General features: G+C 43.4%; 11 protein-coding genes and 1 tRNA gene. 2 read left to right on the plus strand and 10 right to left on the minus strand.

Annotation, left to right across the window (positions count from 1 at the left end; all coding sequences use genetic code 11):
- Window positions 1-8: 8 nt before the first annotated feature.
- Window positions 9-2,039, plus strand: coding sequence for a response regulator (locus K245_RS24695; RefSeq protein WP_051284167.1), 2,031 nt, complete (start codon window positions 9-11; stop codon window positions 2,037-2,039).
- Between the two features lie 220 nt (window positions 2,040-2,259).
- Here K245_RS24695 and K245_RS0114615 read toward each other — a convergent pair whose 3' ends face one another.
- The 7 genes from K245_RS0114615 to K245_RS0114655 all read right to left on the minus strand — a co-directional run bounded on the left by K245_RS0114615 (window position 2,260) and on the right by K245_RS0114655 (window position 9,474).
- Window positions 2,260-5,502 carry a pilus assembly protein gene (locus tag K245_RS0114615; protein WP_027359836.1) on the minus strand — a complete coding sequence of 1,081 codons (3,243 nt, stop codon included), beginning with the start codon at window positions 5,500-5,502 and terminating at the stop codon, window positions 2,260-2,262.
- 18 nt (window positions 5,503-5,520) lie between these two features.
- Window positions 5,521-6,045, minus strand: coding sequence for a pilus assembly PilX N-terminal domain-containing protein (locus K245_RS0114620; protein ID WP_027359837.1), 525 nt, complete (start codon window positions 6,043-6,045; stop codon window positions 5,521-5,523).
- Window positions 6,046-6,233: 188 nt separating this feature from the next.
- Complete coding sequence (locus K245_RS0114630; protein WP_027359838.1) at window positions 6,234-6,827, minus strand: PulJ/GspJ family protein; 594 nt, start codon at window positions 6,825-6,827, stop codon at window positions 6,234-6,236.
- Window positions 6,824-7,396, minus strand: a complete 573-nt coding sequence (locus K245_RS0114635; RefSeq protein WP_027359839.1) for a type IV pilus modification PilV family protein — start codon at window positions 7,394-7,396, stop codon at window positions 6,824-6,826. Before K245_RS0114635 ends, K245_RS0114630 begins: the two co-directional genes overlap by 4 nt.
- A gap of 22 nt (window positions 7,397-7,418) precedes the next feature.
- Window positions 7,419-7,883, minus strand: a complete 465-nt coding sequence (locus tag K245_RS0114640) for a GspH/FimT family pseudopilin (protein WP_027359840.1) — start codon at window positions 7,881-7,883, stop codon at window positions 7,419-7,421.
- A 766-nt stretch (window positions 7,884-8,649) separates the two neighbouring features.
- Window positions 8,650-8,725 (minus strand) — tRNA-Thr (locus K245_RS0114650).
- A gap of 431 nt (window positions 8,726-9,156) precedes the next feature.
- Window positions 9,157-9,474: an IscA/HesB family protein gene (locus tag K245_RS0114655; RefSeq protein ID WP_156906808.1), complete on the minus strand. Its 318-nt coding sequence runs from the start codon at window positions 9,472-9,474 to the stop codon at window positions 9,157-9,159.
- Between the two features lie 127 nt (window positions 9,475-9,601).
- Between K245_RS0114655 and K245_RS24700 the strand changes: the two genes are divergently transcribed.
- Window positions 9,602-10,264, plus strand: coding sequence for a trimeric intracellular cation channel family protein (locus K245_RS24700; RefSeq protein WP_198013896.1), 663 nt, complete (start codon window positions 9,602-9,604; stop codon window positions 10,262-10,264).
- Between the two features lie 52 nt (window positions 10,265-10,316).
- Here the strand turns inward: K245_RS24700 and K245_RS0114665 are convergent, their stop codons facing one another.
- The 3 genes from K245_RS0114665 to K245_RS0114675 all read right to left on the minus strand — a co-directional run.
- Window positions 10,317-11,477 (minus strand): alpha-D-ribose 1-methylphosphonate 5-triphosphate diphosphatase, encoded by a 1,161-nt coding sequence (locus tag K245_RS0114665; RefSeq protein WP_051284169.1) that lies wholly within the window; start codon window positions 11,475-11,477, stop codon window positions 10,317-10,319.
- On the minus strand, window positions 11,440-13,296 hold the full coding sequence (locus K245_RS0114670; protein ID WP_027359844.1) for an RHS repeat domain-containing protein: 1,857 nt from the start codon (window positions 13,294-13,296) through the stop codon (window positions 11,440-11,442). Before K245_RS0114670 ends, K245_RS0114665 begins: the two co-directional genes overlap by 38 nt.
- A 159-nt stretch (window positions 13,297-13,455) precedes the next feature.
- The coding region (locus K245_RS0114675; RefSeq protein ID WP_027359845.1) for an ATP-binding protein at window positions 13,456-13,678 on the minus strand (223 nt) is incomplete at its 5' end.

Below are 13,678 nucleotides of genomic sequence, written 5' to 3' on the forward strand. Positions count from 1 at the left end.
AAAATATTATGAATATCCTCATTGTTGATGACAGAGATGAGAATTTGTATCTGCTGGAAGTTCTGTTCAAGGGGAATGGATATGATGTCCAGTCTGTCCCGAATGGCGCGGAGGCACTTGAGCGTCTTGAGTCAGGCGGAGTTGACCTGATAATCAGTGATATCCTCATGCCGGTCATGGATGGATTTGAGCTGTGCCGAAGAGTCAGGGCAAATGAAAAACTATGCCATATCCCTTTTATCTTCTATACAGCCACTTATACCGGCCCCCAGGATGAACTGTTTGCTCTCAAGATCGGAGCAGACCGGTTTATTCAAAAACCCTGTGAGCCGGATGTAATTATGGGGGCTGTCCGGGATGTTATGACAATTGCCAGAAGCAAGGAAATAGTTTTAGCCACAGAATCAGCTCATGAAGAGGAAATTCTCAAACTTTACAATCAACGCCTGGTTAGAAAGCTTGAGCAGAAGATGCTGGAATTAGAAAAAGAGGTTCAGGATAGGCAAAAGGCGGAGGAAATCCTGAAACAGAGTGAAACAAGATACAGATTCCTTTTTAATAGCATCCGGGATGCTATTGTAGTCGTGGACACAAAAAGAGCAGTAATTGACTGCAATCCGGCCTTTGTTGATCTTTTTGGTTATTCCCTGGAAGACATTATAGGGAAAGAAACATTTATGTTTTTTGCAAATGACGAAGCATTAAGACAAGTGGAAAACGAGTTTAAAAAATATATAGCAGATTACCGTTTCTTATATAAGGTCGATTTCAAGAAAAAGAACGGGGCTGTTTTCCCGGGAGAGGTCAATATTTTTTATTTAATGGCCGAAAAAGGTATTCTGAAAGGTTTCATAGGGATTATAAGGGACATAACCGAGCGGATACACGCTGAAAAAACTGAAAAAGATTTGGAATCCCGGCTGCATCAATCCCAAAAAATGGAAGCAATAGGAAGGCTTGCAGGAGGCGTTGCGCATGACTTCAACAACATGCTCAGCATAATTATTGGCTATGCAGATATGGCCTTGACTCGCCTGAATCCACTTGATCCGCTTTATAATGATGTTCTTCAAATCATAAACGCAGGAGAGCGATCTGCTGATCTTACAAGACAGCTTCTGGCCTTTTCGCGTAAACAACCCATCTTACCGGTTGCGACAAGCCTGAACAGTCTTATCGAAAACCGACTTAAAATGTTGGGTAGATTGATAGGAGAAGATATCAACGTCAAGTTCTTCCCAGGTGCAGGCCTTTGGAACATAAAAATTGACACAAGTCAGATGGATCAGATCCTTGTCAATCTGACTGTAAATGCAAGGGACGCCATTTCAAGCGGGGGAATTATTACAATAGAAACTGCAAATGTTGACCATGTTGCAGAGGATTCTATTATCGCACAGGGAGAGTATGTCATGATTTCTGTGGCGGATACAGGAAAAGGCATGGACGCTGAAACAATTGAACATATATTCGAGCCTTTTTTTACAACAAAGGAAAACTTGGGGACAGGACTGGGACTTGCAACCGTATATGGGATAGTGAAGCAGAATGAAGGCTTCGTAAATGTTTACAGCGAGCCAGGAATAGGAACTACGTTCAAGATATATATTCCAAGATTTTATGGCGAGGCTACTGAAAAAATTGAAAAGGAACAAACCTCAAATCTAAATGGGAAAGAAACCATACTTGTTGTTGAAGATGAGGAAATTGTTCTGGCCATGGCTAAAAAAATCCTATCTGTTTATGGATATAAAGTGTTTGAGGCCAAAACACCCGGCGACGCATGCCTGATAGCTGAAACACATAAAGGGGAAATAAATCTTTTCCTTTCTGATATGGTCATGCCGGGAATGACTGGCGTAGATCTTCAGAAAAAAATACACAAAATAATACCCGATCTGAAAACCATTTTTATGTCAGGTTATACACCTCAGTTTATCGCGCAGAAAGGCTTTATAGAAGAAAACTTTAATTTCATTCAAAAACCTTTTTCTGTGGTAGCTCTGGCTCAAAAAGTCAGGGAGGTTTTGGATCGTTAGCCTGAATTTTAAAAGCTATATTTCTTTTAAATATTGAAATTTGACAAGGTCGCAAAAAGTCTGATTTCCGTCATTCCGGCGGGCCTACCCAGGTGAAAACAGGGAGCCCAAATCCATAAACACCTAAAAATACTAAATATCAAATCAAGTCAGGCATAACATCACCGTCTTTTTTGACTTTTTTGCGACCCCATCATTATTGAGAAACTTCGGTCAGCCCTTACTGTTTCTCTCTCCAGTAAAACACATGCATATCATGCACTGGCAGGCTAAAGGCTTTCATATTGTTATTTACCCCAACAAGTACCTGGGTGCCACCTGTCTTGGGGAAAAACAGCTGAGGCTCACCAGGAATTCCTGACCCAATCACGGTGCATCGGTCATTCTTGTGAAGCCCAACAGATTGTTCGCCATTATCCTGGTTTTCATCATTACCATTCCTATTCCTCCTGCCTGCCCCCTGCTTTTTTGTGCTTGACGCGCTGTCAAGATCAAGAACAGCCTCACCTGTTTTATAATTAAGACAGTAAAGACGTGCGATTCCGGCATCATCAGCACCCTGACAGGGATCGTTGCCTTGACCGTCACCATGTCCACCTCTGTCCCCATTAGCGCTCTGGTTCGCATTGTCCCCCCTCCCGCTGCCATTCCCATTTTCTTCCTGGTAACGATATCTGTGACGGTATCTGTGGCACTTGCCCCTTCTGCCAGGATCATCATCATCATCCGAAGGGGTATAGGTTGTGAAAAACAGCATCCCGTTATATGCGAGGGGAGAACAGACAACTTTTTCGCCAGGATTTTCCAGCCTGATATACCAGCCCCTATTGCCGAACGACAAAAGGGTGTCTTTCTCTGCCTGATCATCCTGCATCTGAATTCTGTCTGCGGTCACGTCAAGAAGATCGCTTTCAGTAGCCGGAGTATCGTCTCCTTTGAGCCAGTAATTCTTGACGGCATAAAATCTGTCCTGCCTTGTTTCTTCCTGATTTTCAGCAGGCAGATAGGTCGGATCTTCCCTGTCTCCTGTGCCGAAATAAACATATTCGCCCTTATGCGTAACATAACCGGTGATTTTACCGTTTGCGTCCGTAATGGTCTGGATGAATGATTCCATAACTATTTCAGGACTTGAGAACACCTTTCGCTGTGGATCAGTACCAGCTGAGAATATTTTTTTCATTATCCATGAGCCGTCCTTGATTCCTGGGCCACGGACAGATACAGTATTCTCAGGTATTTCGTCATCTCTGAAACCCCATAAATTTGAGCCCATGTCGCAAGCATACATTCTGCTGTTTGCATTCTTCTGTTCACTGGTCGCAGGATTTTCAGCATCGCCGCCAGAGAATCCGGGATTGAAGCTCACTGGGTCCAGTATGCAATTTTTTATGGAAGAAAAACTCGTTCCTGAAATTATATCGAGCCTCTGCCCATATTCGGCATCAATGGAATAAACTCCTTTGCCGACATTGTCCTCAAGCGCGGGGCCAGTCTCTTTTTCCTGATTTGTTTCGTCATAGCCACCACCTATCCAGAAAATATTTCTAAGACTGTTTCCGTACAGTACTGGTACGACCTTAGGACTTGTCCATGACTGACCGAATGAGTTGTCTGTATCAAGTATAACCCTGTAAGCAAGGGAAGGAGAATCAGGATCAGACACATTAATTGAATAATAATTCTTACCGCCCCTTCTTTCTCCAAAAACAAGAAATTTCTGACCAGATCCACCCTCATATATGGTTCTTCCTCCATCCACAAAACTCGAATGGATACTGACAGACCCAGATTGATGCCCTTCAGGTGTAAGCAGCCTGAGCCTTTTAAGCTGGTCATCAGGAATATAAGCCCATTTTTCCTTACCAGTAAGATCATCAAAACAGTGGATCATTCCATCGTTCCCACCTGCAAATATCCTTGTCTTTTCATAAGCCCCGCCTGCTGTCCGGTAATGGTTCACCAAGGGAAGAAAATGGATCATATCACCAAGGGCATATGCCCCGGGTTTTCCGTCCACGCACATCCCGCCGCATCTTATATTTTCAATGATTGATTCCGTAAGATTGTACGAATTAAGCTCTCCATCTGAAAAATTTTCTTTCTTGAATTCAACAAAATTTGAGGACGCTGTTTTGTTAGTGTATATTTTCCTCTCATCCATTCTTGATTCAAGAAGAACCTGTCTTGCTCCTCCATTGGCAGCGTCGTCAGAGTCATTATTTGTCCATACATCCACTGTATTCAATGTTGAATTATCGAGGATTCTGTATTTTTTTATATTGCCAATCCATCTTTCCTCTGTGGTAATTTTCTTAAACATGGAAAGATAGGCATATTCGCCTGAATAACTTTTTGCGTCATTGCTTACGGGGACAGTCAGACCACCTGATGTTGAATTGGCGAGGGAGTTTTTTATACTCAGCAGATAAGATTCCAGGGCATTTACTTCCGTAAGTTCCGTAAACTCGCCGCCTCCCCTCTGGGCTGCGCTGATCAGGTTATCTTTCTTAGATATGGCTTTGGCATGGTTTCTGAATCCTGCAGTGAATGTTCTGACATTCTGGACTCCCTGATGATTTGTTCCAAGATCCGTTGTATAAAGTTTTTCTGCGACATCATCCAGATAATCAGGAACAACTGCCTTATCCTCAAAATCCATTGCAGGAGCCCATGGCCATGAAAAGGAATTGCCTCCGCTCCATCTTGAAAGTCCGTCAGAGATCAGAACGACTGCATTGGGCTGACACCAATATCTGATTGTATTTGAATATGTCCTGTTTTCATATATCGACTTTTTCTCCATGAAGTATGCGCTTGTCTCAAGGAGGGACCTTTCAAGGGCGCTCTGGCATGGGAGGCCTTCGATCTGCCGGATATGCACTTGCGTACAGTTCCCCTGACCACAATCCTGGACATAACCTTTGAACGATGCCGGGCTTTGGTATGCATCAGGTCTTATTATTGAAAAATTTATGTCGTGGGTTCTGGTTTCAAGAAAATTGTATATAGATCTTTTGGCAAAATTGAACCTTGATTCATAAAACCAGTTCAGATAATTTCCCGTATAATAGACAATCCCCCCTGATTTCGCGAAGCCTTTTACATCAAGCTCTTCCTTGAGGGCATGCTGTTCCTGCCCCATGTCGGCAATTGCCCTGCCTGCCAACTTCTGCAGATCAGGAATTTGTTTTTCAGGAAGTTCACTAATTGAGCCTGTATCATCATAATAATATTTGTTCTGATCAAATGGAGTTGCAGGCCCGCCGTAATTAACTGACTTTTCGTAGCTACCTTTCGGTCCTTCTATTGCACTGACCATAGTTGATGAATTATCAAGAATCAATACGATGTTGGGCATCACGTCCGTCTCTTTTGGAATCATAGTATCTATGTCTTCAGCATGGACATAAGATATTAGAAACAAAAAACAAACGGCTGCTTTCAGTACTATTTTCTTCATGAAATCCCCCTTCTAAATCTATCCACCGTTAGGAATATATTTATATATCCCGACCTGAAGCTGAACGCCTCCATCCTGCGGTTCAGCTGTCACGGCATATCTGCTTATCATTGTCTTTCCAGTAACTCCGGTTCCTGAATCAATTAAAGGGTCATCGATATGCTTCATCTTTGGAACACCATTTGTCGCAAAGTCAGAAAGATCGTTTGTAAAAGCTGTTTTTTCTTCCTCTGCTTCTATTCTGACAACTTCAACTGTTGACCTGGAACCGGATTCGCCTTCTGTTTCGAGTTGAAATTTATGCCCGTTGCTGGGAGAGGCATCCACCAAAGAGTTCCAGTCCCTATATTTATCAATGGATTTTGCAGCTGCAGACTCAGCCTCATAAAAATTGTCGAAATATATTCTTTCGTTCCTTACTATCCCGGATTCGGTCTGAGACAGCATTGATATGGCAGCCGCACTTATGGTCAGCACCGCGAGTATGCACAGGCTTATGACCATCACGTATCCTGTTTCATCATTCAGTTTTCTTATAGTCATGATTCCCTTCCTTTTATAGGCAGATTTTTTCTGACGGAAATGCTACTCTGTATTTATATTTGATGAACCCGCAAGAAGCCTGATTTCTGTCATTCCGGCGCAGGCAGGAATCCAGAAGTGGGTGAAATAACTGAACCGGATCAAGCCCGGCATGACGCCGCCGCTGTTTTTGACTTTTTACGAAGCCATCATATTTCCCCCAGATTCCTGCATTTGACTACGGTACGGTATTCTCTTTTTTCACTCCCTGATCCGCCCCAGTATTTTTCATTTGCTGATACGTATATATCAACAGCTCTTATTTTTTCAGGGTTCCGGACGGATTCGGCGTCAGGATTAAGAGAGTCTCCATTTTTGTCCAGAAAAGTAAATCTGAGGGTTTCAATATTTGAAAGCATTGGCTGGGATACTCCGTTATTCTGAAACTGAAGGGACTTTGTAGAGCTTGAAACATAATATCTGAAGCGTTCATCTGCCTCGAAGTATCCATTGACATTTATATCCGAGTTGAACTCTATTTCATCTTCTTTAGCCTTTATTATCTTGAAATCCCCCTTTTTAAAGGGATCCAGACTGGCCTGCCTTATGTCAAATGCAATTACATTTACTGCTGATCTTAATCCCTGCTGTAGAGAGACCCTGACATTTTCACCGCTCATGCTCCGGCTCATGGAAGAGAACACAGTAACAACTACAACCATGATTATCCCGCTTATGGCCAGAGTCACAAGAACTTCGATCAGAGTAAAGCCATCATGACCTGTTAGTTTTTTTATAATCATATTTCGATATTCCCCCTTGTCAGAACTGAATATGTAACACTTTTCGGAGAGCCGTTTCTGGTCCATGAAACAGAGACTTTTATTCTTTTTAGAGAAGAACTGTCAGGATCTGTGGTTACCCAAGTCTGCCTTCTGAATATCCCGGAAGGGCTTTCATATCCGTCACAATCGACATTTTCCTCTATGATCGGACTTTCCTCGCCAGTTTCCTGCCCAAGAATTGAAGTCGAGTCATTTAATCTTGCGATGGAAACCTCCTCGATCCTTTTTTGGGTGATCATATTCGCTATTGTTGTGATATTTCCGCCTGTATTGAACTGGGATGACGAAAGCTGGAGGGAAAGCACCGCGAGAAGACCAATGGACAAGAGTCCCATGGCCATCATGACTTCTATCAGGGAAAAGCCCTTCTGATTTCCCCCATCAATTGTTTTTGATGAAATCACAGGCAATACTGTTGCCATCATCCCTGTAAAGGCCGGAATCCTCAAATTACTATAAATCCCGGATGCAGGATCAAGTAAGACATGACGCATACGCTCATTTTTGATTTTCTGCGACCTTATCATTATAAAAACCTCCGAATTATATTCAAATAAACCGGATTCTTCCGGCCCTGCTTACTGCCATTGCCTGCTCTCTACCACCAAGTCTTACCAGTATCCTCCCGCCCGCTGTTGTATCAGAAGTAAGCATTCCCCTTGGGCTGAATCTGGCGTATGATCTTGACCCGAATCTGGTTTCGGTTGAGTCAATGGATGCTCCTTCAAGTTTTTTTTCAAATACTTCCTCGCCGTCATCCATTTCACCGTTATTGTTAAAATCATGGAAGGCCCTGTATCCGTCCTGAAAAAAATCAACCCTGACTATAAATTTCCTGCACATTGCCTGGATTCTTGCACGTTCAAGGTCTGCCTTGATATTGAACGCCGAAGACCTTACTATTGCAGAATTGCGCCATGACACGAAATTTGGCACAGCCACGCATGACATGATTGCGATTATGGAAATCACCACAAGAAGCTCAAACAGAGAGAAACCATCATAATTATCCATAAATAATGCCCCCTTCGTAAGAAATGAGTATTAAAACTTCTTGTTTTTGATTGACTCGCAAAAAGCCAAAAAGGGCGCTCACGTCATGCCTGAGTTGATCCTGAATCCGGTATTTTATACTGCTCGCGAATTTCGGTCTGCTGAGAAATGACAGGAATCGGCCTTTTTGAAGCCTTGTCATTTCAAACAACCCTGCATGTATTTCAGTTACTATCTTGCTTAGGGAAATGCAGTTCTTGAAAAGACTTGGTGAAGAGCTTATATTATTCCGTCAAAATGGTGGATCAGGGATATCCTGTATTTAGAGTTCGAAAAACCTGATTTCATTTTTCCAGTTATTCTTTATCGGGTGGACGGCCTCTCTAAAAAGAGAGAAAAATTTATTCTGTTGAGAACGAGGGCCTTCATGGGAGAGCTTATTTTATTGTGGTTATGCTCAATTCTCAGTAACATTTGAAAGTTCATGGGCTTAACATTTTTTAAACTCTAAAAATATCAGTTTTTTGCCTACTAACAAAACCATAAAGTTTTTGCGGAGCTTTTTACAAAAAGCGACCCGCCGGAGGCACTCGGCTTAACGTCGGATTACGGACAAAGGGCGTCCTAATCCGCCTTACGCCCCCCCCTTGTTTTGATGGCAAATTAACCTACAAGGCACTTTTTAACTGGAAATCAGACTATGTGCCATCTTCTAATCTAACAATTCTTTCAGCCTTAAAATAAACAAAGGCTTTGAAGCAAAAAACTTCAAAGCCCTTATTATTAATGGAGCCGATGAGCGGAATCGAACCGCTGGCTTGCTGATTACGAATCAGCTACTCTACCGGCTGAGTTACATCGGCGATACAAACTGCACAAGACTTTAGGCTACCCCTAAAAATTGCTTTTTTTGCATTAGCTGAGTCAGCATCATATTAGAATCCTCATTTATACGTGCATAAATTTCGGTTCTTAATGAGGCGCTGCTGATTACTTTTAACTTCGAGATCAGAAATTCTATTTTTTCGAGACACCCTTAATAAATTCAGAGGTGCATGTGTCGCTTTTTAGCACACTTTAGCCTTGTTCATCCATCATAATTTTGCAGATATCGTGGTCTTTTTTCAGTCAACGCTTAAGATATGCGAGGCAGCCTGTTCCCATGTATTCTTGAATTTGTATTAATAAAATGGAGTTAAGAATTTCATAATGGACAAAGCTGGTCAATGATTAGCCCGCTAAACAAAGCCCGCCTGTGTTAGAAAACTTACCAATTATAAATATTTTAGGATAATTAGCCGCAGTTGCCAGAGTCTTTGCATTTGGAGCATCCCGTTCCTGTTAAAACAAGGTTTGATGAAATCCTGAACCCAGTAGCATCGTGATCTATAAAAACAGGAGTTGCTGATTTCAAAAACTCCTTGTCAGCAATGTATCTGAATCCAGAAATATCAAAAACAAGATCTGTGTCCTTTGCGTTATCAAGGGCAAGAGCTATATATGGAGGAGCGCAGCCACCACTTACAAGAAAAACCCTGATCGCCATAATTTCCTTACCGCCAAAATATTCCTTAACCTGATCCTGGGCAGCCGTACTTGCTTCTACAATCATTTTCAAAACCTTTCCTTGCGACATTTTAAAATTTATCAGACAAATCTGTTCCCAAAACAGCCTGAATAAGGCCTGCCAACAAATTAATTGTGGACTATTTCCTCAATGATCCATTATTGAAGTTTTTATGATTATTCACTTTATCGACATTTTGGCCACCTTTGTTTTTGCGGTTTCAGGAGCTTTCCGCGCCGTGAAACATGAACTCGATCTTCTGGGGGTCCTTGTTCTCTCCATCGCAACCGGCGTAGGCGGAGGAATAACAAGGGATATCATATTAGGAACTACACCTCCCATGGCTTTCAGAGACGAGAACTATCTGCTTGTATGCATTCTGGCTGGCTTCACGGTTTTTCTTGTTGCGCCCTGGATAGCAAAAAGATGGAATATTGTGCTCATAGCAGACGCAGTGGGGCTGGGACTTTTCTCTGCGACAGGCGCTGAAAAAGCCATGTCGCTTGGGCTTGGCCCGATAGGAGTAATGTTTTCAGGCGCACTTACTGCAACAGGAGGAGGAGTTATAAGAGACATCCTTGTTAGAGAAATTCCTGATGTCATAAAAGAGGACTTTTATGCAACCGCAGCCATAGCGGGCGGTGCAGTCTTTTATTTTTCATCAGTCCTTTGCATATCAAATTTCTACTCATTCATGGCAAGTTTTGTTTTCACAACAATGCTGAGATTCATTGCCATGCACGTAAAAATAAAACTTCCCAAAATAAAACGTCTACCTGATTCACCATCAAGGCTTACCAAAGGCAGAAAAACAAGGCGTAAATATAATGAATAATGGTCTGCCTCATACTGGTACAAGGGAAAGCATCATTATAAATAATAATTCTTTAGCAGTGAGCCCTGTAAACACACCCGCCGGACACCCATGTCTGTTCAACAGATGCCCAGTCATTGGATGGAGAAACAATAATAATATCAGCCGGAGTGCCTTCATCAAGCCGTCCTGCTGATCCTGAAGATTTGAGATACTCACCTGGGCCGCTTGTGGCGAGTCCAAAAGCCTCGGCCAAGTTTATCCCAACCTGTTTCCCCGCAACAAAAGGAGCCTGAACAAGGGATTCAGGGTAATAGTCGCTGATAAAACCATTGCACAACCTGTTTTTGACTGTTTCTGACGCCGTGAGATGACCGTTGGAAGACAGGCCCCTGATCATGTTGGGAGCGCCCATGAAGACCTTCATGCCTTTTCCCCTTGCTGATAAAGCGGCTTCCATGGTGACAGGAAATTCAGACGCAGTTACGCCCAAAGCATTAAGAAGCTCCACTTTTGCATTGGTATCGTCGTCATGGCTCATGACTGGAACTCCTTGATCCACAACCTTTTCTATCAGATTTCTTATTGATTCCCATCCTTCTGCCTGCCGCTTCTGTTTTCTGTCCACCATTGTAACAAGTTCATGTTCTGTCAGGGCGTAGGTTTTGCCGTAATAATTACCGAAGCTTTCAAGATCCCTGAACTGTCCCTGGCCAGGAGTATGATCCATGATCGAGACAAGATCAAGAAGCCCGGAATCGAGCAGGCCTTCAACATAATCAGTGCCGTTTATGGTTCCAATCTCATACCTTGCATGAACATAATGCCTTACACATGCTTTCCCTGAATCGGAGAACGCCTTCACCAGCCTTAAAAGCCTGTCGGCCTCTTTTTGGCTTCTGAGTCCCATTTCTCCTTCTCCAAAGCTTATGGCATGACAAAAGGACGTTATTCCGCAGGCAGCAAGCCTTCTGTCGAGATTCTGGATCGCAAATCTTTGGTCAAAAAAAACTCCGGGCCTCATTTCTATGCATTTTTCAAGGGCGTCTGAATGGAGATCCACAAGACTAGGCATTATATATTTGCCGTCAACGTCATGCAGTTCATCAGCCAGATGTATTGCAAGCGGATTGTTTATTGAAATTATGCCGCTTTTATCAAAAAGGATTATACCTTCATCATGAATGTTTTTGCCGTCAAAAAGTGGGCCTCCAAAAAGGCATGTTTTTTTCAAAGTCATCTCCTTGCGGTTTTGAACAATATTTAAATATTTGAAATTTCAAGATAATGTTAATAAGACAGAATAAATATACCAAAATATTCTTCCCTCCTTTTTCTTCCGTTGGATCTCGATTTATCCACCTTCCCATCTCTGCATCATAGAATCTGAACCCGTAGTAATATAAGCCTATCTCCCCATCCAGATACTTGGTACTGAATCTGTATGGATTCTCTCCCGCCATCGGGCCTTCGCTAAATAAGGCTTTGCCGAATGGGTCATATTCATAACGCGCGGCTATCGAGCCATCAGATGATTTAATCATCTGACCCACATTGCCGTTGCCATCATAAGAATAAAGATACTCGTTCCCTGATTTTACGCTTGCGATAAGCCCGCCGACGCCGCCAGCTCCCTGCATGGATTGGGAGAGATCGAGGCCCCAGACGTAATAGGCAGGAACTTCTGGTGAAGAATCCGAGGCTTTTTCTGATTCTTTGACCATGTCCCAGCCGTCGTAGATGAAGGACTGATCTTTTTGTTTCTGCCACGAGCCTGAAGAATAGGTGTAAAGGGTCTTTTGGGCGCGTCTGCCCATGTAATCGTAGATGTAGGTTGACTTGATGCTTCCCTGCTGAGGATTCTGCGGAGAAGCTTCAATCAGACGGTTTTCGGCATTATATGTGTAGACCATGCCCTTGGCTACGGTCATGTTGCCGTCGAAATCGTATGCCGGGGTTTCAGGATTTGCTGCCCCTGAGATTGACTCGTACTGGTTCAGGCTGTTTGCTGAGTAAGCAAAATTGTTTGCGGCCTCTGTTGCGGTTTTCCTGTTGCCGATCGGGTCGTAAGCATAAGCCCTGCTTCTGTCAGAAAGCGGATTGTTCTTGTTTGCCAGATCCTCGCCTGTGAAGGAATTTGAGGCCGTGACCTCGCTTCTGTCGTTGTATCCGTAGATGTTAAAGTTTGGATTGTTAAAGGCAGAGCCTGTGTTTTTGACAGATTTTCTTCTGCCAAGCTCGTCGTATTCGTATGTGTATGTTGAAACCGCCGTGTTTCCGAAGGAGTTGGAAACAGCTGTCTTAACGTTTCTGTGGTCTTCGTAGGTGTATGAAGTTGTAAGGCCGCTTCCTGTCTTCATGGAAGAAAGGAGGTGGCTGCTTTCGAGATATTCGTAGGTGGCTGAGTCTGCCTTTCCGCCAGCATTCCAGGAGAGTGTTTTTATGCGGCCGGATGGGTCGTAGCCGTAGGAAATTTCATATCTCGCATCCCCGGTTTTTTCTACTGAAAAGCCTTTTGGCCTGCCCTTCACGCCGTCAATCTCGTAAAGCCTTGTGATTGTTGCTTGCGTAAGGCCGTCAATCTTTTCGCTCTGGAGCTGGAGGCTGTCGTTATAGGCAAAGGTTCTGGTTCCGACTGCGTCTGTTATGGATTTTTGCCTGCCTATGCGGTCGTAGGCAAAGGTTATGTCAGCTGTTTCGTCTGAATAATCGATTTTGTTTAAGCTTGCTGTTGAAGGATCGTACACATATGAAGTCGAGACAGCATTAGCGCCATTTTTTCTGGCCCAGATTCTGGAATCCAGCCTGCCAGCTTCCGCATATCTGTATTCCGTCTTTGTTCCGTCCGCGTATTCCTTTGCAAGAAGAAGCCCTGTCGCAGGGTCGTAATGCCATTTTGTGGTGTCGCCGGTGGCGTTTTCTGGAAAGGTTTCTCCGTTCCAGCCCGTTTCAGCTCGATAAGTCGTCATGGAAACCATTCTGCCGGTTTCATCATATGAATAAGCAACAGGATAGACAGAATCGCCCCAGGTCTTGGAAATTCTGCCCTTCACGTCGTAAGCGTAGCGGGTAAATTTACCGGACGCGTTCTTTTCCCAGACTTTTCTGCCTGTGGTTTCATCGTATCCGAATTCTGTCTTGTTGCCAGCTGATCAACGACAATTATTTTTCCGTGTCAGCGACAGTTATAATTCCCGATCCAGTTTCCTAATTTAAGGCGCATTTTCCTCACTTTTTTCCTCGTTAATTTTCTGTTTTGACTTTTCCAGCCTGTAGCTTGGCAAGTTAAGTTCAAGAATGATGCTATGATGTACAAGTCTGTCAATGGCAGCGGCGGTAGTCATGGGATCCTTGAAAATCTGCTCCCATTTGGAAAAGGGAAGATTACTTGTGAGCATGACAGATCCACGTTCGTATCGATCTGCGAGCAGGGTA

This window comes from Desulforegula conservatrix Mb1Pa (assembly GCF_000426225.1).
GTDB classification, from domain to species: Bacteria; Desulfobacterota; Desulfobacteria; order Desulfobacterales; family Desulforegulaceae; genus Desulforegula; species Desulforegula conservatrix.

Coding starts and splice junctions, on each gene's coding strand:
- K245_RS0114620 (WP_027359837.1), bottom strand. CDS start 6,045: ATGACTATAAGAAAACTGAATGATGAAACAGGATACGTGATGGTCATA.
- K245_RS0114640 (WP_027359840.1), bottom strand. CDS start 7,883: ATGGATAATTATGATGGTTTCTCTCTGTTTGAGCTTCTTGTGGTGATT.
- K245_RS24700 (WP_198013896.1), top strand. CDS start 9,602: ATGATTATTCACTTTATCGACATTTTGGCCACCTTTGTTTTTGCGGTT.
- K245_RS0114630 (WP_027359838.1), bottom strand. CDS start 6,827: ATGATTATAAAAAAACTAACAGGTCATGATGGCTTTACTCTGATCGAA.
- K245_RS24695 (WP_051284167.1), top strand. CDS start 9: ATGAATATCCTCATTGTTGATGACAGAGATGAGAATTTGTATCTGCTG.
- K245_RS0114615 (WP_027359836.1), bottom strand. CDS start 5,502: ATGAAGAAAATAGTACTGAAAGCAGCCGTTTGTTTTTTGTTTCTAATA.
- K245_RS0114635 (WP_027359839.1), bottom strand. CDS start 7,396: ATGATAAGGTCGCAGAAAATCAAAAATGAGCGTATGCGTCATGTCTTA.
- K245_RS0114655 (WP_156906808.1), bottom strand. CDS start 9,474: ATGATTGTAGAAGCAAGTACGGCTGCCCAGGATCAGGTTAAGGAATAT.